Annotated in this window: 19 protein-coding genes and 1 pseudogene; 8 read left to right on the forward strand and 12 right to left on the reverse strand. The window is 53.8% G+C overall.

Translation table 11 applies throughout. From position 1 onward, the window contains the following. Positions 1-4: 4 nt before the first annotated feature. The 6 genes from E2L00_RS00740 to E2L00_RS00765 form a co-directional block, all read right to left on the reverse strand. Positions 5-1,813, reverse strand: a complete 1,809-nt coding sequence (locus E2L00_RS00740) for an extracellular solute-binding protein (RefSeq protein WP_167605637.1) — start codon at positions 1,811-1,813, stop codon at positions 5-7. Between the two features lie 130 nt (positions 1,814-1,943). Next, complete coding sequence (locus E2L00_RS00745) at positions 1,944-3,530, reverse strand: cyclic di-GMP phosphodiesterase (protein ID WP_167605639.1); 1,587 nt, start codon at positions 3,528-3,530, stop codon at positions 1,944-1,946. 230 nt (positions 3,531-3,760) lie between these two features. Then, on the reverse strand, positions 3,761-4,327 hold the full coding sequence (mepS, locus tag E2L00_RS00750; protein ID WP_167605641.1) for a bifunctional murein DD-endopeptidase/murein LD-carboxypeptidase: 567 nt from the start codon (positions 4,325-4,327) through the stop codon (positions 3,761-3,763). 424 nt (positions 4,328-4,751) lie between these two features. Further along, positions 4,752-5,456, reverse strand: a complete 705-nt coding sequence (locus E2L00_RS00755; protein WP_275940752.1) for a phosphatase PAP2 family protein — start codon at positions 5,454-5,456, stop codon at positions 4,752-4,754. A 49-nt stretch (positions 5,457-5,505) separates the two neighbouring features. After that, positions 5,506-6,486, reverse strand: a complete 981-nt coding sequence (locus E2L00_RS00760; protein ID WP_167605645.1) for a GTP-binding protein — start codon at positions 6,484-6,486, stop codon at positions 5,506-5,508. A 116-nt stretch (positions 6,487-6,602) separates the two neighbouring features. After that, a complete protein-coding gene (locus tag E2L00_RS00765; RefSeq protein WP_167605647.1) occupies positions 6,603-8,063 on the reverse strand; it encodes a mannitol dehydrogenase family protein in 1,461 nt (486 codons plus the stop codon). Between the two features lie 212 nt (positions 8,064-8,275). Here E2L00_RS00765 and uxuA point away from each other — a divergent pair, with 212 nt between their 5' ends. Beyond that, positions 8,276-9,469, forward strand: a complete 1,194-nt coding sequence (uxuA, locus tag E2L00_RS00770; protein ID WP_167605649.1) for a mannonate dehydratase — start codon at positions 8,276-8,278, stop codon at positions 9,467-9,469. A 207-nt stretch (positions 9,470-9,676) separates the two neighbouring features. Here the strand turns inward: uxuA and yeiP are convergent, their stop codons facing one another. After that, positions 9,677-10,249 carry an elongation factor P-like protein YeiP gene (yeiP, locus tag E2L00_RS00775; RefSeq protein ID WP_167605651.1) on the reverse strand — a complete coding sequence of 191 codons (573 nt, stop codon included), beginning with the start codon at positions 10,247-10,249 and terminating at the stop codon, positions 9,677-9,679. Positions 10,250-10,420: 171 nt separating this feature from the next. Between yeiP and E2L00_RS00780 the strand changes: the two genes are divergently transcribed. After that, the gene (locus E2L00_RS00780) at positions 10,421-10,675 is read left to right on the forward strand and encodes a YkgJ family cysteine cluster protein (protein WP_167607477.1); all 255 of its coding nucleotides are present in this window, start codon (positions 10,421-10,423) and stop codon (positions 10,673-10,675) included. Here E2L00_RS00780 and setB read toward each other — a convergent pair. Further along, positions 10,672-11,853, reverse strand: a complete 1,182-nt coding sequence (gene setB, locus E2L00_RS00785) for a sugar efflux transporter SetB (protein WP_167605653.1) — start codon at positions 11,851-11,853, stop codon at positions 10,672-10,674. The genes E2L00_RS00780 and setB overlap by 4 nt on opposite strands. Before the next feature lie 348 nt (positions 11,854-12,201). Between setB and fruB the strand changes: the two genes are divergently transcribed. The 4 genes and pseudogenes from fruB to E2L00_RS00805 all read left to right on the forward strand — a co-directional run. Further along, positions 12,202-13,335: a fused PTS fructose transporter subunit IIA/HPr protein gene (gene fruB / locus E2L00_RS00790; protein WP_167605656.1), complete on the forward strand. Its 1,134-nt coding sequence runs from the start codon at positions 12,202-12,204 to the stop codon at positions 13,333-13,335. Continuing rightward, positions 13,332-14,270, forward strand: a complete 939-nt coding sequence (gene fruK, locus E2L00_RS00795) for a 1-phosphofructokinase (protein WP_167605659.1) — start codon at positions 13,332-13,334, stop codon at positions 14,268-14,270. Before fruB ends, fruK begins: the two co-directional genes overlap by 4 nt. Before the next feature lie 15 nt (positions 14,271-14,285). Then, positions 14,286-15,980, forward strand: coding sequence for a PTS fructose transporter subunit IIBC (fruA, locus tag E2L00_RS00800; RefSeq protein ID WP_167605662.1), 1,695 nt, complete (start codon positions 14,286-14,288; stop codon positions 15,978-15,980). Between the two features lie 161 nt (positions 15,981-16,141). After that, positions 16,142-16,942 (forward strand): annotated as a pseudogene (locus E2L00_RS00805) (sugar phosphate isomerase/epimerase family protein); the annotation flags it as partial. 60 nt (positions 16,943-17,002) lie between these two features. Here E2L00_RS00805 and nfo read toward each other — a convergent pair. Continuing rightward, complete coding sequence (nfo, locus tag E2L00_RS00810; protein ID WP_167605667.1) at positions 17,003-17,860, reverse strand: deoxyribonuclease IV; 858 nt, start codon at positions 17,858-17,860, stop codon at positions 17,003-17,005. Positions 17,861-17,935: 75 nt separating this feature from the next. Beyond that, entirely contained in the window at positions 17,936-18,985 is a 1,050-nt protein-coding gene (locus E2L00_RS00815) for a YeiH family putative sulfate export transporter (RefSeq protein ID WP_167605670.1), read from the reverse strand. A gap of 245 nt (positions 18,986-19,230) precedes the next feature. Between E2L00_RS00815 and yieE the strand changes: the two genes are divergently transcribed. Beyond that, positions 19,231-20,097: a DNA-binding transcriptional regulator YeiE gene (gene yieE, locus E2L00_RS00820; RefSeq protein WP_167605673.1), complete on the forward strand. Its 867-nt coding sequence runs from the start codon at positions 19,231-19,233 to the stop codon at positions 20,095-20,097. 161 nt (positions 20,098-20,258) lie between these two features. Next, a complete protein-coding gene (locus E2L00_RS00825; RefSeq protein WP_167605676.1) occupies positions 20,259-21,728 on the forward strand; it encodes an amino acid permease in 1,470 nt (489 codons plus the stop codon). Between the two features lie 71 nt (positions 21,729-21,799). Here the strand turns inward: E2L00_RS00825 and E2L00_RS00830 are convergent, their stop codons facing one another. Continuing rightward, positions 21,800-23,758: a ligand-gated channel protein gene (locus E2L00_RS00830; protein WP_167605679.1), complete on the reverse strand. Its 1,959-nt coding sequence runs from the start codon at positions 23,756-23,758 to the stop codon at positions 21,800-21,802. 235 nt (positions 23,759-23,993) lie between these two features. After that, positions 23,994-24,827, reverse strand: coding sequence for an S-formylglutathione hydrolase (fghA, locus tag E2L00_RS00835; protein ID WP_167605682.1), 834 nt, complete (start codon positions 24,825-24,827; stop codon positions 23,994-23,996). Positions 24,828-24,886: the final 59 nt, after the last annotated feature.

Below are 24,886 nucleotides of genomic sequence, written 5' to 3' on the forward strand. Positions count from 1 at the left end.
CCCCTTAGCGCCGCAGCGCCGGCAGCTGCGCGGCTTTGTTAACGTCATACCACCAGGTATCAAACCCGGACGTGTATAACGGGTGGATCGCAGGTTTGGAGAACTTATTCCACCAGGCGAAACGGTCTGCCGTCATGTACCACATTGGGATCATGTAAAAGTTCCAGGTGAGAACGCGGTCGAGCGCCCGGCCCAGCGGCAGCAGCTTTTTCTTATCACCCTGGTTGGCGATTATCTGATTCACCAGGTTATCCACCACCGAGCTTTTGACGCCGGGTGCGTTGTAGGTGGAATCAACGTATTCCGAGGCCCAGGCAATCTGCACATCGGCGCTTGGATAAGGCATGGCGCTGTAGAGGGTTGGCATCATATCGTAATCACGGCTGCGCAGACGGTTGGTGAGCTGCGAATTATCCACCTGGCGGATTTCCATCGTGATGCCCAGCCGCCGCAGATTATGCTGGAACGGCAGCACCCACTGGGTGTTCCCGGTGGTGCCGATTAGCAATTCAAAAACAAAGGGCTTTCCATTCTTAACGTTAATCAGCTTCTGGTTTTTTAGCTCCCAACCGGCCTCTTTGAGCAGCGCCAGCGCTTTCAGGAGGTTATCGCGGTCAAAGCCGTCGCCGCTGGAGGTTGGTGGGTTGTAAATGGTAGTAAATACTTCCGCTGGCAGATCCTTTTTCAGCGGGGCCAGCAGCGTGAGCTCATCGGCATCCGGATAAGATCGCGCCGCATATTCCGTATTCTGAAAATAGCTGTTTGCGCGACTGTAAGCGCCGTAAAACAAGGCTTTGTTCATCCACTCGAAATCAAACGCCAGCCCAACGGCTTCACGGACTTTGCGATCGGCAAATATCGGCCGCTGAATATTGAACGCCAGCCAGCGGGCGTCCTGAGCGGCATTATTTTCCTGCTCTTCTTTGACGATGAAGCGATTAGCGAAGTTCTTGCCGGTATAGCGCGTAGCCCAGTTTTTTGCCGAGCTTTCGGCCCGGAAATCAAAGGCTCCGGCTTTGAATGCCTCAAAGGCGACGTTGTCGTCCAGATAATAGTCGTAGCGCACAGAATCGAAATTCCAGCGTCCGCGGTTGACCGGCAGATTTGCGGCCCAGTAATCGCGAACCCGTGAATAGGTGATGTACTGCCCCATGCGCCAGGCGGTGATTTTGTACGGGCCGCTGGCCAGCGGCGGCGCGGAAAGCGGGTCGCTCAGCCTGTGATTCTGCCAGAATTTTTGCGGAAACACCGGCAGGGAGAATAAACCCAGCATGCGCTCTTTGCTCGGCTGGGCCAGTTCAATGCGCACCGTCAGCGGGGCGATGGCTTTGACTTTGGCGCCTTTGTAGATCAGCCGGAACTGCGGCACGCCTTCGGTCATAAACTTATTAAAGGTGAAAGCCACGTCTTTGGCAGTAATGCGGGACCCGTCGTGAAAACGCGCGCGCGGATTAAGTTCTATTTCTGCCCAGGCGAAGTTTTCCGTATAGCGCGCCATTTCCCCCACGAGCGGGTAATAGCTGCCGGGTTCGTCATCTGAGGTGGTAAACAGCGGATCGTAAAGCGTTTCCGTGCGCACGCCGGGGTTGCCACGCAGCGCGTAACGGTTGAAGTTATCAAAAGTACCAATCGCCGAGAGCGTGATATCACCGCCCTTCGGGGCCGCAGCGTTCACGTAATCGAAGTGGTTGAAATTAATAGCGTATTTAGGCTCTCCTAAGACGGCGAAGGAGTAGCTTTCTTTGATGTTTTCCGCCAGGCTTCCGACAGCAAACAGGCTAAGACAAAGTAGAATAACCGCGCGCGCAAGCATCAATCCGCTCAGTCCTTATTGAAGGGGCAACCCCGATGGTTTCATTCCCGAAACGCTAAACAGGCCAACAACCCACCGCTTTATAACACTACGATGGTAAATCATAAATCAGGCGACGATGATTGTGAACTTAATGGCTGTCTTTCAGAACATTATGGCTACCTTGCGGCTGATTCCAGTTCATAAGTTGCGTTAGCGTCAGCGGACGGCTGAAATAGTAACCTTGTAAGTAATTCACTCCGCGCTCAATCAGCCATTTTGCCTGTTCTCGCGTTTCAACGCCTTCCGCCACGGTCGTCATATCCAGACGTTTAGCTAACGTCAGGACCGCGTCGAGCACCGGCGTTGTGACCGTTTCCATACCGATGGAGTTTACGAAGCCCCGATCAATCTTCAGATAGTCCAGCGTGAAGCGTTGCAGGTAGATCAGCGCGCTGTGTCCGGTACCGAAGTCATCTATGGCGATTTCAAATCCCCGCTTGTGCAGCCAGCAAAACAGGCCCATGGCTTCCTTTTCTTTAAGCATATCCCGTTCGGTAATTTCAAATACAAGCTTGAAATGTTGTGGAGGCAGGGAGGCGGCAAAGGCCATGATATCTTCTTTAAACATCGGGGCGTGCAGATGGCCTGGCGCCAGGTTGATGCCAAGCTTTGCCCCCGGCGGCAGTATATTTTGCAACTGCCGGGCATCACGGGCAACCAGGGCAAACAAATGGCGCGTTAACGGCACGATAAGCTGCTGCGCTTCGGCAAAAGCGATAAACGCATCGGGTGGAATAGCGCCTGCGGTTGGATGTTCCCAACGCAATAAGGCTTCAACTCCCTGCATCTCTAATTTCTGCGCGTCAACGACCGGCTGATACACCACATGAAACTGCCCACGTTTAATACCGGTGAGGATCTCTTTTCCCGAACGCATACGAGCGAAGAGAAAATAGCTGCCTAACACGCCGCTGAACAAACCGAAGATAAGGCCCGCCAGGATCGAGAACTGGATATCTTCCAGCGGCCAGAGCGAGCCGTAAAGGTAAATCTTTATGGGATAATCAGTAAGCGCGGCGATGCGGGTAGGGTGCGGCGGTAAAGAATCTGTGTTAACGACGCCGGGGGAAAGCGTCGTTAACGCTTTGCCTTCAATCACAATCGCCATGGACAGTACGTCGCTTTGGCGCGCGGTAAATAATAAGTAGGGGATCAAATTCGCGTTCAGCGTGATAAAAACTCCCCGTTCGCCCACCTCCTGATTTTTAAACCAGGCCGCTATCGTTGGCTTGCCGGGCATCATCGGCGTGCCGTTCATAATAAACAGATCGTTATTTTTATTTAAATCGATACCGGGGATTAAGCTGTTCATCGGCATATGCAGCCGCCCGGTGGCGGATGAACAATAGGCAACGCCATGGCGAATTAAGACAAAAGCGCGGACGTTAACGTTGAACGCCGCTCTGGAGGTCAGCTCTCCACTGACGAGGCGGCAATCTGCAACCGTTAACGGCTGAACGCTGTCTACGGCGACATGGAGTTCCTGGAAGAAGGTGCTCAGGTAGTGGCGAATGTCTTTCGTCAGCAGGTCATATTCCGCTTCGCGCTTGTTATGCAGTAGCAGGCCGGTTAATCCGCTAAACAGTAAAGCGCCCACCAGGCCAAACAATATGCTGAAATAAGCAATTTGCCTCGGGGTGAAAAAGCAGCGCGAAAAAATATTCTTTGAAGACATGAAAAAATTGTTCCTGCTAACGCAAGAGAGGCATGATTGCTGAACTTTTTCGACTATAGCGCAAAATACATAGCGGTGTTAAAGCGTTTCGTACAGGAATTATAGTTAACAGCAAGGCGTGGAGAGAAGTGATGGGCTTCTTTTAAAAACGTTAAAAAGACGCTGCCGTGGCAACGCCTTCTTTGTCTCGTCTGGCTGGCAGCCAAGGGGATAACTGCCGGTCAGGAGAATCAGCTACGGCTTAACACGCGACGCGCTTCGTTGTAGCGCTTATTCCAGTACGGCTCGCTCATATTGGAGATCATTACGCCGCTGCTGGTGGAGGCATGTACGAACTGGTTATTACCAATATAAATGCCAACGTGACGACCTGTAGAGCCCGCACGGAACAGAACTAAATCCCCGGTGCGCAGTTTGCTGCGTGAAACGGATTTACCCATTTCCTGTTGTTCATAAGTTGAACGAGGCAGCTCTAAGCCGAATTGGTCACGGAAAGTTTGCTGCACGAAAGCAGAACAATCGATGCCTTTTTTGCTGCTGCCGCCAAGGCGGTAACGCACGCCTTTCCAGCTAGCATATTGATCCATGAGACGTGACTTTACATCTACGTTACGGACCATTTCTTCGAATTCATCCTGAGAGGCTTGCAGTAAAAAACCATCTTTATTACCAACTGCATGCGTCTCAGGATGCATATTTGCCGTGTTTGTCGAGCTACATGCTGAGAGCATTACTGCCACAGCAACAGCGGGAATCGCCCGCAAGATATATCTCAAAATAGGCTGAGATTTGACCATTTTATTTCTTTTCCCTTGATGTCCTTAACGATGCGAATCGTTATACAAAAATACCAACGTGACGAGACTAATTATCTGAGCGCTGTGAAACAATTACCTTTGAACGGAAATGTGGCTTGACCCACAATTTTATTCACATCGGGAATGAATCAGGTTAACGGCACAAAACGCATCTGAGAGTACCCTATCACCACTGGCATGGCGAGGGGTTTTCACCGCTTTTTTATAAGAAATTGTGATATTAAAAGAACAAAAATAAATTTGTGTAAAAATCAGCCAAAAGTGCGGTTTATCCGTGCAGCCCGTTCAAAAATCTGGGAAATCGGATAGGACGATAAATAAGCAATGTAGCGGTTGCTGACAAAAGCAACAGGGATCCTTTGCGGATCCCTGGAAATTTGCGTTAAGGAATGTTTATTTTATGTTATGAACTTGTTTTATTTTTGCCAGGAAGCGTGCGGTTAAGCGCCTTAATTAACCCATCGCTGAGTGGGGTTAATAGCACCCATGGTAAACCTACCAGCGCGGTGGATAACGATCCGACATATACATCGGTAAACCAATGCGCGCCAATCATTATGCGTGGAAGAATACATATCACGGAAATAAGCACCGCAATAAAGAACGCACGTTGTCCAAAATAACGCAGCATAAAGCCGGTGAAAATAAACAGCATTAAACCGTGATCGCCAGGAAAACTGTCTTTCGAGGCATCTTTGGTAGGGAAGTGCAGCAGCTCGCTGACGCGGTGAATATCCGTGAAATAGAGCGTTGGGCTGGTGTGAGCGACAGGAATCAAATGGCCCAGCTGATTAATCACCGCGGCGCTTAGCAGCATCACAACGCCCATGATAACCAGGCGCCGACGTCCGGCAGGCGTTTCTTGCCGCCAGAACCAGGAGAGCAGCGAACCCATAGCCAGCAAAGACACACCGTCAAATATGCGGTTATTGGTTATGGCTACCAGCACCAGGAAAACGTGGCTTTTTACCAGTGCCGCATTAAAAAAATGGAAAATGCCGGCGTCCAGCGTGAACCAGAAACCATGGTTTTCAGGCAGATACCAGCTAAAGAACAGCGTCAGGCCCAGAGCGTTCAGTAACAGGATCGGTACTAAGCGAATTTTCATCATGCAAGCTTTCGTTATCTTCTTCCTGGCAAGTCGAGGGAGAGTAGACTTACAAGGTTAAACGTAGCTTCAATAGGGTGCTTTGCAAGCTGTTCCAGTCCGTTTCTTCGCTGTTTATCAATTCGATACGGCTATCAGGCGGTGCGACGCTTTGTGTCTCGATATGCAGATCGTTCCCCTGACGATTAATGCGCACCAGCCCTTCAGCAATGCGTAATACGCCTTTTACCCTGCCAACCGGCGCAAGGCGTGCCCATTCCAGAATGCCCACGGTGTCAAAAACAGTCTCCGCATCGAAGATCCAGCCGCAGGCAACGTAACCCTGTCCGCTATTAATGCTGCGTCTCCAGCGCTGGTTTTCTGGCAAATTCAGCGCCGCAAGGCCACGACTGGCTGCATGACTGTGGCTATGTTCGGCGCTGCGCGGCAGTTCGCGAAGATTTTGACGCGGATGGTCCAACAGGCCGACATCGATTTGCCCCTTTTGCGCCGGCACAACTTCTCTTCCGGCAGCGTGCTGTTGCTGCCAGTTAGCCAGAGCCTGACGGCTGTCATCGGTCGCACGGTCATTTTTATTGGCGACGATAATATCGGCGGCGGCAAGCTGATCGCGGAAATTGTCGTTATTAACGGCGCGCTGATCTAATAACTGGCGAGCATCCAGCAGGCAAAGCGTGGCTTTAAGATCGATCCACGGCTGGTAAACGTCTGCGGTAAGCATGTCGAGGATCTGTTTTGGGTGTCCTAAACCCGTGGGTTCGATGAGCAAACGGTCAGGTTTTCCCTGGCGCAGCAGGGTATTCAATCCTACCTGCATCGGCAACCCGTTGACACAGCACATACAGCCGCCGGGGATCTCCTTGAGCAGCGCGCCGCTGTCGGCCAGCAAAGCACCGTCAATGCCCACTTCGCCAAACTCATTAACCAGCACGGCCCACTGCTCATCGTCGGGTTTGTTGGCCAGTAAATGAAGAATAGTGGTGGTTTTTCCGCTGCCGAGGAAACCGGTAATCAGGTTAGTTTTAGTCACAGTCGCTCCGAATTGGCGTTAGGGTTAACCAATATCCTGAACAACATTTGCGAAAAAATGAAGGGTAAACACGGCCTGTGGCAAAACAAGGCCGTGGATAGGGTATAGATTGTTAATTACAGAAGATTCATCACGGCCTGTTTTGCGCCTTTATTGCACAACTCTTCCCAGGCGGCACTGACGCGCTGCACAAAAACGTCGTTGCCCGGCAGATCGTTGCCGAAGATTTCAGTAAGGCTCAACAGGGCCAACACGCGCTCCTCTTCCGAACTCTTTTCTACCAGACCTTTAATTTTTTGCGCCAGCGGGTCGCGAATGTCGATAGCGTTACCAGCATCGTCAATCCCGCTGACATAGCGCATCCACGCCGCGATGCCCAGCGCCAGACAAGGCCACTCATCTTCCTGTTGCAAATGCCAGCGCACGCTTTCCAGCATACGCTGCGGCAATTTCTGACTGCTATCCATAGCGATTTGCCAGGTACGGTGCTGCAACGCGGGGTTGCTAAAACGTTCTAAAAGATTATGTGCGTACTGGCGCAGATCGACGCCCGTTACGCGCAGGGTTGGAGCTTGCTCCTGCATCATTAACCGATGCGTCGCGCGGTAGAAATTTTCGTCCGCCATGCAATCGTTAATGTGCTGATAACCCGCCAGATAGCCAAGCCAGGCGAGAAAAGAGTGGCTGCCGTTGAGCATGCGCAGCTTCATTTGCTCCCACGGCATTACGTCATCCACCATTTCAACGCCGACTTCTTCCCACCGCGGGCGGCCTGCGACGAAATTATCTTCGATAACCCACTGGATAAATGGCTCGCCAGAAATCGCGCAGGGATCTTCAACGCCTAACGTATCGGTAATTTCCCGTAAGGATTCCGGCGTGGCGGCGGGCACGATGCGATCGACCATGGTGCTCGGGAACGTTACGTGCTCCCGTATCCAGTCGGCGAGTTGCTGGCTGCGTTTTTCCGCCATGCCGATAATCGCATTACGCACCACGTGGCCGTTATCAGGAATGTTGTCGCAGGAAAGCACGGTAAAAGGCAGCAGGCCACGCTCGCGGCGGCGATTCAGGGCTTCAACCAGAATCCCCGGTGCGGAATGCGGTTCGTTCGGGTTTTGCAGATCGTGAATAATGCGAGCGTTTGCGTTATCCAGCTTGCCTGTTGCGGGATCGATGCAGTAGCCCTTTTCAGTCACGGTAAGCGAAACAATAGCTACCTGCGGCTCGCAAAACTTCTCGATAATGGCCTCCATCCCGTCAAGTTTTGCATTCAGGCATTCATTAACGGCGCCAACGATAATGGCCTGGTTGCCGTCACGGCCTTTTTCCAGCACGGTATACAGGTGATCCTGAGCACGCAGGGCGCTCATTAACCTATCGCCGCTAAAGAGGCTAATCTCACAGATACCCCAGTCGCCTCCCAGCGCGTTAAGCACCCGGTCGGTCAGCAGCGCCTGGTGTGCACGGTGAAACGCGCCAAAACCAAAATGCACAATGCGCGTCTTTAACGCGCTCCGGTCATAACGAGGCTGCTGAACGCTGTCCGGCAGGCTGGCTGAAGCAATTGTGTTCATAGAATGCAAATCCTGATTAACGAATTAGTAACATTCCCAGTCTAAAGTTATATGACAGCAAATTGAATTGGTGTGCTGGCTTTATCGTTTTAATGTGAGCTGGATCAACCAATATTGGGGAGAAAGTTGAACGTTTGCGGCATTGCGGTAGGGTAGTCGCCAGAACGGTATTTTAAGATTGGTATAACAACTTATTGATTGAGGAGCTGATAATGGAACAAACCTGGCGTTGGTATGGCCCAAAAGACCCGGTGTCACTGGACGATGTGCGTCAGGCAGGCGCAACCGGCGTAGTCACCGCCTTACATCACATTCCGAACGGCGAAGTCTGGCCGGTTGCTGAAATTAAACAGCGTCAGGCTGAGCTTGCTGCCAAAGGGCTAAGCTGGTCAGTGGTAGAAAGCATTCCGGTGCACGAAGAGATCAAAACCCACTCGGGTGATTACGACAGGCATATCGCTAACTATCAGCAGAGCATCCGCAACCTGGCGGAATGCGGCATCGATACCGTATGCTACAACTTCATGCCAATCCTCGACTGGACGCGTACTGACCTGGAATATGAACTGCCGGACGGCTCTAAGGCCCTGCGTTTTGACCAGATAGCCTTTGCCGCTTTTGAGCTGCATATTCTGAAACGCCCCGGCGCGCAGGCCGATTACGGTGAAGAAGAGCAGCGTCAGGCGCTGAACTACTTCCATAACATGTCCGATGCCGAAAAAGAGAAGCTGACGCGCAATATTATTGCGGGCCTGCCGGGAGCGGAAGAGGGTTACACCTTAGATCAATTCCGTGCGCGCCTGGCGGAATATGACGGTATCAACAAAGAGCAGCTGCGTGAAAACATGGCCTACTTCCTGCGCGCTATCGTTGCCGTGGCTGAAGAAGTCGGCGTGCGCCTGGCGGTGCATCCGGACGATCCGCCGCGTCCAATCCTCGGCCTGCCGCGCATTGTTTCCACTATGGAAGACATGCAGTGGCTGAAAGAAACGGTCAACAGCATTAACAACGGTTTCACCATGTGTACCGGCTCGTACGGCGTGCGTGCGGACAATGACCTGGTGCGAATGATCGAAACCTTTGGCGACCGCATTCACTTTACCCACCTGCGCGCTACCTGCCGCGAAGATAACCCAAAAACCTTCCATGAAGGCGCGCATCTTCAGGGCGATGTGAATATGGTTGCGGTGGTAAAAGCGATTCTGGCTGAAGAGCAGCGCCGTAAGGCGAGCGGTGATTTACGTCCGATTCCGATGCGTCCGGATCACGGCCATCAGATGCTCGATGACCTGCATAAAAAAACCAACCCTGGCTATTCGGCGATTGGCCGTCTGAAGGGGCTTGCGGAAGTGCGCGGCGTGGAGCTTGCGCTGAAGCAGACTCTGTTCCCGGATTTGCTGCAATAAAATACTGCACCAAAAAAACCGCTTCGTGAAGCGGGTTCAGACCGGCGACAAACCTCATGCTGAAAAGGCTCTGAAATAAGTAACCTAAAAAAGCAGCATTAAAATCAAACGTTTGATTTTCTGCTGCTCGCCACAAAGAAGGAAGAACCACGTTTTTTCCTTCTTTGTCGGCAAACTAACCCGCTGCGTGAAGCGGGTTTTTCTTTTTTAATCTGCGCGACCCATAGAGCGCTTCTCGGCGATATGAATGCGGATCTTCTCGCCGGTCACCATATATTCCGGCACCTGAATCACCAGGCCGGTGGACATAGTGGCAGGCTTGGTGCGGGAGCTTGCGGACGCGCCTTTAATACCCGGAGCCGTTTCAATGATTTCCAGATCCACCGTTTGCGGCAGTTCCAGCGCCAGCAGTTGGCCATCCCAGGTCAGAACCTGCATGTCCGGCATGCCGCCTTCAGGAATAAACTGTAATTCGTCTGCAATCTGATCCTTGGTGAAGATGTACGGGGTGTAATCTTCTTTATCCATGAACACATATTCGTTGCCATCGATATAAGAAAAATCAACGAAACGACGGGTCAGGGTAACGGTATCGACGATATCGTCACCTTTGAAACGTTCTTCCACCTTCTGCCCGGTACGGACATCGGAAAAACGCATCTTATAAAGGGTTGCCGCGCCGCGCGCGCTTGGGGACTGAATATCGATATCTTTCACAATCAGCAGCTTGCCGTTGTAGTTCAGTACCATGCCTTTTTTGACTTCGTTAGCTCTTGCCATCGATGTTTCCTGTAAAAATTGAAGGGCGAAAATATTGCGACAAATTACTCGCGAGGTGCATTTCAGGCAAGCGGATTTCATCACCTGTAAGACAAAGTATAAATGAACGTAGTAAAGCCCGTGCGCTACTGTTACAGTCCGCGTACCTGCCAGCCCACCGGAGAATCGCTGATGGACTGTCGTCCTGATTGCGGCGCCTGCTGCACCGCGCCTTCTGTTTCAAGTCCGATACCGGGCATGCCCAACGGCAAACCGGCAAACACCCCCTGCGTTCAGCTTGATGAACGAAACCTCTGTAAGCTGTTTCGCTCGCCGCTGCGTCCGAAGGTTTGCGCAGGCTTACAGCCCTCGCGTGAAATGTGCGGCACTACGCGTCAGCAGGCTATGGATTATCTTATCTATCTCGAAGCGGCTACCGCGCCTTAAACATCCTTAATGCGCGCCATGCAGTACGCGGTAACGGCTATCATGCCCAGCGCGATAAAAAAGACGGTGTGATAGCTCCAGATTTCAGCAACTACCCCCGCCAGCGAGCCGGCGATAATCCAGCCCACGCGTGTGGTATTGGTATAGAGCGTGGTGGCGGCTCCCGCCTGGCCCGGCATCAAATCCTGGAAATAAAGCATGCCGATCCCGGCCAGAATGCCGATGAAAATAGCGTTCAGCAACTGTAAAGCAAGCAGCGCAATTTCATTGTGCAGCGTCAGCATGCCGAGGTAAAAAAGCAGGCCCGCAACGGCGGCGATACGCATCAGGAAGCGTTTACCAAAACGTTTAGCGTAATAGCCCGCAATCAGCATGGTGGGGATCTCCAGCCCGGCAGCCGCTCCCATCATCACTCCCGCCAGCTTCTCCGGCAGATGCAGTTCACCAATGATATAGAGCGGCATATTAATAATGTACAGGCTGTTACAGCCCCACATCATGGTACAGGCGATAAACAGCAACAGGGCATCGCGACGGTTGCGGCGGGGCGCTTCAAGCCTGGTGGTGGTTGGCACAGGTTCTTTGCGCATAGAAGGCAGAAATAGCCACACCATCAGGCCACAAACCACAAATGCGAAGGTCGCGCAGAGGTACATCGTGGTAAAGCCGAAGCCCAGCGCCAGCGCGTAGGCGATTGGCGGGCCGATTACCCAGGCAAGCGAGACCTGAGCACGCAAGATGGAGCTGAACATAACGGCTTCGCGCCCGGTGCGGTCGGCGTGTTCACGGGCAAGGGCGAACATTTGCGGGTTGGCGGTGGATCCAAAGCTGCTAAGAAATACGCCAACAAACAGTAAAATAAAATAGTTACGATTCCACGCAAACAGCACGCAGGCCAGCGCGCCGAGCAGACAGCAGACGAAAATCAGCGACTTGCGGTCGCCTTTGCGATCCGAGCGTCCCGCCAGCAACTGGCTGACCAGAATGCCGATGACCGCACTGCCTGTAAAAAAGAAGCCTACCATCGCCGGACGAACCCGTACTTCCTCTGTTAAAAACAGGCTTAGCGTCGGCGTTTGTAAGGCGCCAGCAATGCCGGTTAAAAAAGCTACAATCAAGAAGGCGGAAGAGGTCAGATCGAGAGGTTTACGCGCTGCGGCAACGGGTGTGTTTTGCATGGAGTCAGAATCGGTTAACGGGGAACGCGCGGAGTTTACGCGCCTCGTCACAAAATAAACAGTTGTTCAAATCAAAAGTGACACAAAAAGTCAAAACAGCGTTCTGATTTTAATGCTTATCGTCAGGGATGTTGCCTTAACAGGTTCAGCTTCACCGTTTCGATTAACGGGAAAATGTGCGTGACCTCAAAATTCCGGCAACAAAATTACTACAATACTTGCCTGGATAAGGGGAAAAATACACACTCCTTGAAACGTTTCAGCGTCCTCTTCCGTGAAGTCAGGAGCGGGGTGGCGCTTTTTTTCTCATACAGGCTGAATCGTTTCAATTCGGCGGGAGAGGGAACCATGTTTCAGTTATCTGTGCAGGATATTCATCCGGGCCAAAGCGCCGGGAACAAAGAAGAGGCCATTCGTCAGGTTGCCGCTGCGCTGACAAAGGCGGGTAACGTAAGCGAAGGCTATGTTGACGGGATGCTTGCTCGTGAGCAGCAAACCGCGACTTACCTTGGTAACGGGATTGCCATTCCACACGGCACTACCGACACCCGCGCTCTGGTGCTAAAAACCGGCGTTCAGGTGTATCAGTTTCCGCAAGGGGTGGAATGGGCCGACGGCCAGAAAGCCTGGGTCGCCATCGGCATTGCGGCCAGTTCTGACGAACACCTCGGCCTGCTGCGCCAGCTGACTCATGTGCTGAGCGACGACGCGGTGGCGGAACAGTTAAAAACCGCAACCACCGCTGAAGAGCTGCGCGCGCTGCTGATGGGCGAAAAGCAAAGCTCAGCGCTGCTGTTTGATAATTCTCTTCTGGCGCTGGATGTGACCGCCAGCGACCTGATGACCCTGCAGGCGCTAAACGCAGGCCGCATCAAGCAGGCCGGCGCCGCCGACGCCTCTTTCGTAAGCCAGGTCGTTTCCGGTAAGCCGCTGTACCTTGGTCAGGGCATCTGGCTGAACGACAGTACCGAAGGCAATCTCGCAAGCGCGGTAGCCATTAGTCGTCCGGCTTGTGCTTTTGAAGCTGATGGCGAGCCGGTCTCCCTGCTGATAACCGTCGCTGTGGCCGACGAACAGCCGCTGCGGGTGCTTAACCGCCTGAGCGACATGCTGATTACTAACAAAGCTGAACGTCTGCTGAACGCCGATGCGCCGACTTTGCTGACGCTGCTGACCAGCGACGACGTTCCGGCTGAAAACCTGCTGACAGAAGAATTCACCGTCCGTAACGAACATGGCCTGCATGCGCGTCCGGGTACCGTTCTGGTGAATACCATCAAACAATTTACCAGTGAGATAACCGTGACAAACCTCGACGGTTCCGGCAAGCCAGCCAACGGACGCAGCCTGATGAAAGTGGTCGCGCTCGGCGTGAAAAAAGGCCATCGCCTGCGCTTTACCGCTCAGGGTGAGGATGCGCAGCAGGCGCTGGCAGCCATTGGCGAAGCCATCGCCGCCGGTCTTGGCGAGGGGGCAGCATGAGCAGACGTGTAGCAACAATTACTTTGAATCCGGCTTACGATTTAGTCGGTTACACGCCGGAAGTTGAACGGGGTGAAGTTAACCTGGTGCGAACCAGCGGCCTGCACGCGGCGGGTAAAGGCATTAATGTCGCCAAAGTTCTTAAGGATCTGGGTATCGACGTCACGGTAGGCGGCTTCCTGGGTAAAGATAACCAGGACGGTTTCCAGCAGCTGTTCAGCGAGCTGGGCATCGCCAACCGTTTTCAGGTGGTTCAGGGGCGTACCCGCATTAACGTCAAGCTGACCGAGAAAGACGGTGAGGTCACCGACTTTAACTTCTCCGGCTTTGAAGTGACCCCGGCAGACTGGGAGCGTTTTGTTGCCGATTCCCTGAGCTGGCTTGGCCAGTTCGATATGGTCTGCGTCAGCGGCAGCCTGCCTGTGGGCGTGACGCCGGAAGCCTTCACCGACTGGATGACGCGTCTGCGCAGCCAGTGCCCGTGCATTATTTTCGACAGCAGCCGCGAGGCGCTGGTAGCGGGTCTGAAAGCCGCGCCGTGGCTGGTGAAGCCGAACCGCCGCGAGCTGGAAATCTGGGCCGGGCGCAAGCTGCCGGAAATGAAAGATGTGATTGAAGCCGCTCACGCATTACGCGAGCAGGGCATCGCCCACGTGGTTATCTCCCTGGGTGCGGAAGGCGCGCTGTGGGTGAACGCTTCCGGTGAATGGATTGCGAAACCGCCGCTGTGTGAAGTTGTCAGCACCGTCGGCGCCGGAGATTCTATGGTCGGTGGCCTGATTTACGGCCTGCTGATGCGTGAATCCAGCGAGCACACCCTGCGTCTGGCAACGGCGGTAGCTGCCCTGGCGGTGAGCCAGAGCAACGTTGGAATTACAGATCGTACGCAGCTGGCCGCCATGATGGCCCGTGTCGACCTGAAACCATTTAACTGATTCAGGAGAGGAACCATGAAAACGCTGCTGATTATCGACCCCGCGCTTGGACAGGCGCGTGCATACCTCGCAAAAACCCTGTTGGGTTCTGCGACTAACAAAGCGCATCTGACTATTACCGACAACCCAAACGAAGCTGAACTGGCGATTGTTGTGGGCACCGCCATCCCGGCGGATAGCGCGCTGAACGGCAAAAATGTTTTTCTCGGCGATATTGACCGCGCGGTGCTGCATCCGGAGCTGTTCTTAAGCGAAGCAAAAGGCAAGGCAAAACCCTATACCGCGCCAGTCAGCGCAGCGGCACCGGCTGGCGTAGCGCAAGGCCCGAAACGTGTTGTAGCGGTCACCGCTTGTCCGACTGGCGTAGCGCATACCTTTATGGCTGCTGAAGCCATTGAAACCGAAGCGAAAAAACGCGGCTGGTGGGTGAAGGTTGAAACGCGCGGTTCCGTAGGTGCCGGTAACGCCATCACGCCGGAAGAGGTTGCCGAAGCGGATCTGGTGATTGTCGCGGCAGATATCGAAGTGGATCTGGCGAAGTTTGCCGGTAAGCCGATGTACCGTACTTCTACCGGTCTGGCGCTGAAGAAAACCGCGCAGGAGCTGGATAAAGCGGTCGCGCAAGCCAAACCTTATGAAGCGACAGGGCAAAGCACCGCTTCCGCGAAAGAGGGTAAAAAAGAGGGCGCTGGCGCTTATCGTCACCTGTTGACCGGCGTCTCTTATATGCTGCCGATGGTGGTCGCGGGCGGTTTGTGCATTGCGCTTTCTTTCGCATTCGGTATCGAAGCGTTTAAAGAGCCGGGTACGCTTGCGGCGGCGCTGATGCAAATTGGCGGCGGCTCTGCCTTTGCGCTGATGGTGCCGGTTCTGGCGGGTTATATCGCTTTCTCTATTGCTGACCGTCCGGGTCTGACGCCGGGTCTTATCGGCGGTATGCTGGCCGTGAGCACCGGTTCTGGTTTTATCGGCGGTATTATTGCCGGTTTCCTTGCGGGCTACGTGGCGAAGGCTATCAGCACTAAGCTTAAGCTGCCGAACAGCATGGAAGCGCTGAAGCCTATTCTGATAATCCCGCTGCTTTCCAGCCTGATCGTTGGCCTTGCGATGATCTACCTGATCGGTACGCCGGTTGCGAAAATCCTTGAAGCCCTGACCCACTGGCTGCAAACCATGGGCACCGCGAACGCGGTACTGCTTGGCGCTATCCTCGGCGGCATGATGTGCACCGATATGGGCGGCCCGTTGAACAAAGCGGCATACGCCTTTGGCGTCGGCCTGCTCAGCACCCAGACGTATGCACCAATGGCGGCAATCATGGCGGCAGGTATGGTTCCTCCGCTGGGTCTGGGTCTGGCCACGCTTATTGCGCGTCGTAAATTCGACAAAGCGCAACAGGAAGGCGGCAAGGCGGCGCTGGTGCTCGGTCTGTGCTTTATCACCGAAGGGGCGATTCCGTTCGCGGCTCGCGACCCGATGCGCGTTCTGCCTTGCTGTATCGTTGGCGGTGCGGTGACGGGCGCAATCTCCATGGCGGTTGGCGCAAAACTGATGGCACCGCACGGCGGCTTGTTCGTACTGCTGATCCCGGGTGCAATCACGCCGGTGCTGGGTTACCTGTTTGCGATTGTGGCAGGTATGCTGCTGACCGGCCTGTCTTATGCCTTCCTGAAGCGTCCGGAAGCGGAGCTGGCCGCAAAAATCGCCTAACGGCTGATGTGACTGCTTAAGCGCCTCCGGCAGATGCCGGGGGCGTTTTACTTTCCAGCTCCGGAAAGCCCCGGTTACATCCTCAATTATCACCCGAAGATTGCCAGATGAACCATGTGGTTCAAGACTTAGGGTATTGTCAGACTGCTGTCGAGGAAAATATGCAGCGTTCAATAGCCACAGTTTCCGTTGCCGGTACGTTACCTGAAAAACTTCACGCCATAGCCGATGCGGGGTTTCGGGGAGTGGAAATCTTCGAGCCCGACCTGGAGAAGTATAAAGGCAACGCTCGCGATATCGCGCGGCTTGCCGCCAGCCTTGACCTGCAAATTCTGCTCTATCAGCCGTTTCGTAATTTTGAGGGGATGCCAGCAGAAAATACCGCGGCAAACCTGGAGCGCGCTCGCCGAACGTTTGACGTCATGCACCAGCTTGACTGTGAACAGCTCCTGCTGTGTAGCAATGTCGATAAGCTCAGTTTTGCAGACCCTGACAGGCAGATTAGCGATCTGGCGAAAATGGCCGCGCTCGCGCAGCAGCACGGCATAAAAATAGGTTTTGAAGCGCTGGCGTGGGGCAGGCACATTCACCGTTACTCTGCGGCCTGGGAGCGGGTAAAAGCCGTTGATAATCCGGCGTTCGGCCTGGTGCTGGACAGTTTCCACGTGCTGTCGCTGGGCGATGAGTTAAAGCTCTGCGGAATACCGCTGGAGAAAATCTTTTTTGTGCAGCTGGCAGATGCGCCGCGCAAAAACCTCGATGTGCAGGAGTGGAGCCGGCATTTTCGTTGTTTCCCTGGAACGGGGGATCTCCCGGTGCTCGGGTTTGCCAGGACATTGGTGGATAAAGGCTATCGCGGGCCCTGGTCGCTTGAGATCTTCAACGATGCATATCAGGCGGCACCCGCGGGCGAAACGGCGCTGGCGGGATTTCGTTCGTTGCAACGGCTTGAAGAACAGCTGGGAAAACCTGCCTGACCAGAACGTTGGCGGATAAGCGATAACGCTATCCGCCGTAAAATATTACGCCACGGCTTGCTGGTCCTGCTGAGCTTTCAGCCAGGCTATTTCTTCCGCCCAGATATCCGGATTAATGGTTTCCAGAATTAATGGAATCCCGTCAAACCGGCTGTCGCGCATGATCCAGCTAAACGGCGTGTGGCCGATATTACCCTTACCGAGGCTGTGATGGCGGTCCACGCGGCTGGCGAACGTGCTTTTGGCATCGTTGAGGTGCATGCCGCGCAGGTATTCGAAGCCGACAATTTTTTCGAATTCGTCGAACGTTTTTTCGCAGTCGGCAACGGTACGTAAATCATATCCCGCCGCAAACGCGTGGCAGGTATCAATGCAAACGCCGACGCGGGATTTGTCTTCCACACCGTCGATAATCGCCGCCAGATGCTCAAAACGGAAGCCCAGGTTGCTGCCCTGACCAGCCGTATTCTCGATCACCGCCGTTACGCCCTGGGTTTTATCCAGCGCAATGTTGATGGACTGCGCGATCTTTGCCAGGCATTCATCTTCTGAAATTTGTTTCAGATGGCTGCCGGGATGGAAGTTCAGCAGCGTCAGCCCAAGCTGCTCGCAGCGTTGCAGCTCATCGATAAAGGCCTTGCGGGATTTTTCCAGCGCGTCCTCATCCGGATGCCCGAGGTTAATCAGGAAGCTGTCGTGGGGCAGGATCTGGCCTGGCCCGTAGTTGTACTTTTCACAGGCGCGTTTGAAATTGCTGATAATGTCGTCAGTAAGCGGAGCGGCTCGCCACTGACGCTGGTTTTTAGTGAACAGGGCAAACGCGGTGGCTTCCAGTTCGTGGGCGCGAATGGCGGCGTTTTCTAACCCGCCCGAGGCGCTAACGTGCGCTCCAATAAACTTCATCTTTGTCTCCGGTCAAAACCCGCTTGCGGGAAAGCGACAATGATAGCGGGTTAGCAGGGAGATTTCCGTGCCAAATTATGCAAACAGGCGATGAACCCCCAGGTTAATCATGCCCCCGCCGACAATCAGCCAGACAAACAGCGCCAGCGCCATCAGCAGCGGGCGCGCGCCAGCTTTTCTCAGCGCGCTGATATGGGTGGTTAAACCCAGCGCCGCCATCGCCATCGCCAGCAGGAAAGTATCCAGCGCCACCAGCGTATTCACCAGCCAGTTCGGCAGCAGCTGGAATGAATTAAACATCGCCACCAGGATAAACAACACCGCAAACCAGGGGATAGTGATTTTGCTCGCCTGGGCGGCGCCTGCCGGAGCAAGCCGTTTGACTCTTGCTGCCAGCAAGATAAGGAACGGCGCCAGCATCATCACGCGCAGCATTTTGGCAATCACCGCAGCGTTTTCGCTTTCCGGGCTGATAGCATGTCCCGCCGCCACAACCTGCGCTACTTCGTGCATGGTTGAGCCCGTATAGATGCCGAAGGATTCAGGCGTGAACCAGTGGGCAACAAACGGATAAATCATCGGATAGATAAAGATCGCCAGCGTACCAAAGATAACCACGGTAGCCACCGCCACGGTAACTTTGCTGGCTTCTGCTTTGACAACCGGCGCGGTCGCCAGAATTGCCGCCGCGCCGCAGATACTGCTGCCTGCGCCGATCAACCAGCTGGTTTGTTTATCCAGACCAAACGCTTTCTGACCAAGCCAGCAGGCGAGGGCAAAGGTGCTGGTCAGGGTCAGGATGTCGATGATGAGGCCGCTGGCACCCACTTCCGTAATTTGCGTAAACGTCAGGCGGAAGCCATAAAGGATAATGCCCAGCCTTAATAAATGCTGTTTCGCAAACAGCACGCCGCCGTCGCACTGCTGCCAGATTTTAGGATACAAAGTATTGCCCAGGACCATCCCGCACAGGATAGCGAGCGTCAGCGCGCCCAGGCCGAGTCCGGCAACGGCAGGAATATTCCCCACCCACAGCGCAAATGCGGTGATGGCGCCTGCGAGCGCCAGCCCTGGCAGGAAATGCCGCGGGGTGTGTCGGTGTACGGGAACAGTAAATTCAGTCATAGCCTTCTCCTTTGCGTTGGCTAAAGGTTAAGGTCGGCTGGTTTAAAAATAAAATTGATTATATATTTATAACCAATCTGAATAAGTAATATAGGCTTCCTCCCTGGCGCTATAGCTGCGTTGGCGGCATTCGCTTACCCGAATCGCATTGCTTAATATAAGCTCATCGGGACGAGCTCCCGGGCCGCCTTGCTACCGCGCCAGGTATTTTGGCTACCGGCTAACAACTGTGAGTATGAAAACTTATGCACATCACGCTGCGACAACTTGAAGTCTTTGCCGAGGTCTTAAAGAGCGGTTCCACTACCCAGGCCTCGCAGATGCTTGCGCTGTCGCAGTCGGCGGTAAGCGCCGCGCTTGCGGATCTTGAAGGCCAGCTTGGCGTTCAGCTTTTTGACCGCGTTGGTAAGAGGCTGGTGATCAATGAACACGGGCGTTTGCTTTATCCGCGCGTGGTTGCGTTGCTGGAGCAGGCGGGTGAAATAGAACAGCTATTTCGGGAGGATAACGGCGCTATCCGCGTTTATGCCAGCAGCACCATCGGTAATTACATCTTGCCTGAGATGATTGCCCGCTACCGCCGTGATTTCCCGCATTTGCCGCTGGAGATGAGCGTTGGCAACAGCCAGGATGTGATAAACGCCGTGGCCGATTTTCGCGTGGATATCGGGCTTATCGAAGGCCCAAGCCACATGACGGAGCTGGTAACCGAACCCTGGCTGGAAGACGAACTGGTGGTGTTCGCTTCGCCTTCAGCGCCGCTGCTCGCGCAGCCCGTTACGCTTGAGTCGCTCGCCGCCCAGCAGTGGATCCTGCGCGAAAAAGGGTCGGGCACGCGTGAAATCGTCGACTATCTCCTGCTTTCGCATCTGCCGCAGTTCCATCTGGGTATGGAATTAGGCAACTCAGAAGCGATTAAACATGCCGTTCGTCACGGACTGGGGATCAGCTGCCTGTCGCGCAGGGTTATTGAGGAGCAGCTTGAAACCGGTTCGCTGGTAGAAGTTGCCGTGCCGCTACCGCGCCTGGTACGCACGTTGTACCGTATTCATCATCGGCAAAAGCATATCTCTAAATCCTTGCAGCGTTTTCTGGGGTACTGCGAAGAGTAGGGAATATCCGGCTTGAATCGCCAGCAACGCTGAATCATAAGCGCTTTACTTATAATCCAGCCGCGATCATGAAGGTCTCTTATAACCCGGCATTTCTGCTATATGAACGGGGCGGTTTTGTTACAATCGCGCCTCATTTTTTCGAAGGACCGCAATTTTCTATGGTTTCTCAAGATAAAACCACACAAGCGCCTGGCTTACGGCGTGAGCTGAAAGCGCGCCACCTGACGATGATCGCCATTGGCGGTTCTATCGGTACGGGGCTTTTTGTCGCATCCGGTGCGACTATTTCTCAGGCGGGCCCGGGCGGCGCGCTGTTGTCATACATGCTGATTGGTCTGATGGTGTACTTCCTGATGACAAGCCTGGGCGAACTCGCCGCTTATATGCCCGTTTCCGGCTCTTTTGCCACCTACGGCCAGCAATATGTTGAAGAAGGCTTTGGTTTCGCGCTGGGCTGGAACTACTGGTACAACTGGGCGGTGACCATCGCCGTTGACCTCGTCGCCTCACAGCTGGTGATGAACTACTGGTTCCCGGACACCCCGGGCTGGATCTGGAGCGCGCTGTTCCTTGGCGTCATGTTCCTGCTTAACTACATCTCCGTAAAAGGTTTTGGTGAAGCGGAGTACTGGTTCTCGCTGATTAAAGTGACCACCGTTATTATCTTTATCATCGTTGGCGTGATGATGATTGTTGGCATCTTTAAAGGGGTTGAGCCTGCGGGCTGGAGCAACTGGACGATTGGCGATGCGCCGTTTGCCGGCGGGTTCTCCGCGATGATAGGCGTGGCGATGATCGTCGGCTTCTCTTTCCAGGGCACCGAGCTTATCGGCGTGGCGGCGGGCGAATCTGAAGATCCCGGTAAGAACATTCCGCGTGCCGTGCGTCAGGTTTTCTGGCGTATCCTGCTGTTCTATGTCTTCGCGATTCTGATTATCAGCCTGATCATTCCTTATACCGATCCGAGCCTGCTGCGCAACGACGTGAAAGATATCGGCGTCAGCCCGTTCACGCTGGTCTTCCAGCACGCGGGGTTGCTGTCTGCCGCGGCGGTGATGAATGCGGTTATCCTGACCGCGGTGCTGTCGGCGGGTAACTCCGGCATGTATGCGTCCACCCGTATGCTTTACACGCTGGCCTGCGATGGCAAAGCGCCGCGTATTTTCTCGAAGCTTTCTAAAGGCGGCGTGCCGCGTAACGCGCTGTATGCAACGACCGTGATTGCGGCGCTGTGCTTTCTGACCTCTATGTTTGGTAACCAGACCGTTTACCTGTGGCTGCTCAATACTTCAGGTATGACCGGCTTTATCGCCTGGCTGGGTATCGCCATCAGCCATTACCGTTTCCGTCGTGGCTATGTGAAGCAGGGCTTCGATATTAAAGACCTGCCGTATGTTTCAGGCTTTTTCCCGCTTGGGCCGATTTTTGCTTTCGTGCTGTGTTTAATCATCACGCTGGGTCAGAACTACGAAGCATTCCTGACCGATACCATCGACTGGGGCGGCGTTACCGCAACCTATATCGGTATTCCGCTGTTCCTGGTCATCTGGTTCGGCTACAAGCTGACAAGAGGCAGCCGTTTCGTGAAGTACAGCGAAATGACTTTCCCGGCAAGCAGTAAGAAATAAGCTGAAGATAGAATAAGGGCGCGATTATCGCGCCCTTTTACTTTGCCTGTTATTAACCGTACGTTCGGCCATCAGAAGTTATAGGTTAAGCCTACGGTATAACGACGCCCGTCAAGAATGGTGTTGTAGTTAGCGTAATCGATAGTTTTATCAAAGACGTTATAAACCCCAGCCGACACCATCATATCTTTATTTGCGTTATAACGGAGACCGACGTCTACCAGCGTGTAGGAAGGCGTCCCCTGCGATATAGAGGTTCTGCTCAGGTATTCCGAGGTTTTCCCGCGCAGGTTTAAACGGCTCCAGAAACCCACGTCCGGCGTGGCCTGCCAGTCAAGCGTTGAGTTGAACATATGTTTAGGCATTTTGTTCAGCGGCTTGCCGGAGAACCGCCCGCTCTTCTGCTCTGACGCCGTATAGGTATAGTTGCTGGTAAGATTAAGCGTTTGCGTTATCTGCCAGCCAAATGTGGATTCCACGCCGCGCATGTTGGCTTTATCCACGTTTACCCTGTCGCTGACGAAATCATAGACACGATCGCCGATACGACAAGCCGGATCCGTTCTGCGGGTACAGCGGCGCACCTCAGTAATTTTGTCCTTAAAATCAGTGTTAAACAGGGTAATTCCCGCGTTGAGGTTATCCCTGTTATCCCATAAGAGCGCAATTTCCTCGCTGAGGCTTTTTTCAGGCTTCAGATCCGGGTTGCCCACGATGATACCATCCTGACGACCGCCACCGGTCACCTGTCCCCAGCTGGCCGAGGACTGGCGTAAATCCGGCGAGCGGTAACCCGCGGACACGCCGCCTTTCAGCGTCCACTGGTCGGTGAAGTGCCAGACGCCGTAGCCGCGCGGCGTCCAGTGAGTGCCGTAGTTTTGGTCTTTATCCATGCGCAGACCGCCCGTCAGCGTGAAGCTGTCGGTCATTGCCCACTCGTCTTCGCTGAATAATGCCCAGCTCCAGCGCGTTAATTTATTGAGGCCTTGCGCGGCTTCAAGCTGATTACCCTCGTCCTTGAGCTTTTCATAACGATACTGCGCGCCGAGCGTTAGCGTATGGTTATCGAGGAAAATTTGATTCTGGTTATTCAGTACCGTGTTGTAAGACTCCATGTCACGGCCGGGGTTGTTAGTTTTTTCCTGCTGCGCATAGGTTGTGGTATTAAAAGCCTCATAGTAACCGTGGTGGGTCAGGGCGTAGGTCGTATGCTCATAACGACTTTCGCTTTTGCTATTGCTGAGCGCCTTTGATTCACCCGGCGTGCTGTTGCGATCCTGTAACTCTCTTGAGATATCAAGGTCAAAATCGTTTTTATCATCCGGCGTAAGGTTGAATCCTAGTGAGCCATTACGCATTTTCTGCTCGTTATAGCCGTTAAGGATTTTATCTTCCGCCCGGCGTGAAAGTAACCCGCTCACTTTAGCGCCCAGCAAGCCTTCAATAAGAGGGCCTGCGGCATATAAGTCCGTCTGGAATATATCACCGGAATCATGATTTTCCTGGAACGTTGTTTCGCCATGCAGGGACGCTGTCCAGTCGCGGGTAGTGGACGTTTTTTTGGTAATAACGTTAATCACGCCGCCCATGGCATCGGAGCCGTACAGGGAAGACATAGGGCCACGAATAACCTCAATACGTTCGATGGATTCGAGCGCAGGCATCCAGCCCTGCTCAATCCCGGCATTATCGCTATTGGGGCGGGTGCCGCGTGTACTGATACGCTTACCGTCGATTAAAAACAGCGTGTACTGGGAAGACATGCCGCGAATGCTGATATCGCTGCTGCTGCCTCCGCCGGTCACCACAACGCCGGGTACGTCTTTTAGCGCGTCGGTAACATCACGCCAGGCCTTATCTTCAATTTGCTGTTTGGTGATAACCGAGATCGAGGCTGGAGCATTCTGGATTTTTTGTTCAAAGCCTGTTGCAGTCACAACCAGCGTGTCTTGCGTATCGGCCAGAACAAGTGAAGGCGCAGTTGCTGTACAAACAAGTGCGGCGATAAGTTTAAGGCGAGGTATAGTCATGCTTTCCACTCCATGTGTTGAAAAAAGGCTCCATCAAAAATGACCCGGTAATAATTGTGTATATCATTGTCTTCTAAATTTTCTTAGCGATGGAGAACCGTGGAGAATTGTACAAAAAAATTATATTTTGTAAACACGAATGATATTAATTATCATTTTCTTTTCTGGGTGGGCGTGGCTATTACTGGATGGGATAAGAAGGGATATAAACGGCGGGGGCGAGCCCCGCCTGATGCTATTTCAGCAGGTGTTGCGCGTGGAACCGCAGATGGTCTTCTACAAACGAGGCGATAAAGTAATAGCTGTGGTCGTAGCCCGGCTGCACGCGCAGGGTTAACGGCCAGTTTTTTTGCCTCGCCGCTTCTGCAAACTGCGCGGGTTGCAGTTGATCGGCCAGGAACTGGTCCGCATCGCCCTGATCGATAAGCGTTGGCAGCGCGTTTGCCGGGTCTGCCACCATCAATAAACAGCAGCTATCCCAGGCCTGCCACTGGCTTTCATCCGTCCCCAGATAGGCGGTAAACGCTTTTTTCCCCCACGGCACGCGGGTTGGATTCACAATCGGCGCAAAGGCGGAAACGGAGCGGAAGCGGCCGGGATTTTTCAACGCGATGCTTAACGCGCCGTGTCCGCCCATCGAATGCCCGAAGATAGACGCTTTGTCGCTGATGCTGAAATTGTCGGCAATTAAGGCGGGTAGCTCGTCGCGAATGTAGTCGTACATGCGGAAATGGCCGGCCCATGGCTGCTGGGTCGCGTTGAGATAGAACCCTGCGCCCTGGCCCAAATCGTAACTTTCGTCATTCGGCACGGTCTCGCCGCGCGGACTGGTATCCGGCATTACCAGGACCAGGCCCAGCTCCGCCGCTACGCGCTGTGCGCAGGCTTTAGTGGTGAAATTCTCATCGTTACAGGTCAATCCGGACAGCCAGTACAGAACGGGTGGGGGAGTGGTACGCGGCGGGGGCAAAAAAATACTGAAGGTCATGGGGCAGTTAAGCACCGCGGAATCATGACGCCAGCGCTGCTGCCAGCCTTCAAAACATCGGTGTTCTTCGAGGAGTTCCATCAGGACGTTTCCTTAATTATCTTCATTATCAATGAACAACTTTCACTTCACCCCAGTCT

The organism is Cedecea colo (assembly GCF_011808225.1).
GTDB classification, from domain to species: domain Bacteria; phylum Pseudomonadota; class Gammaproteobacteria; order Enterobacterales; family Enterobacteriaceae; genus Dryocola; species Dryocola colo.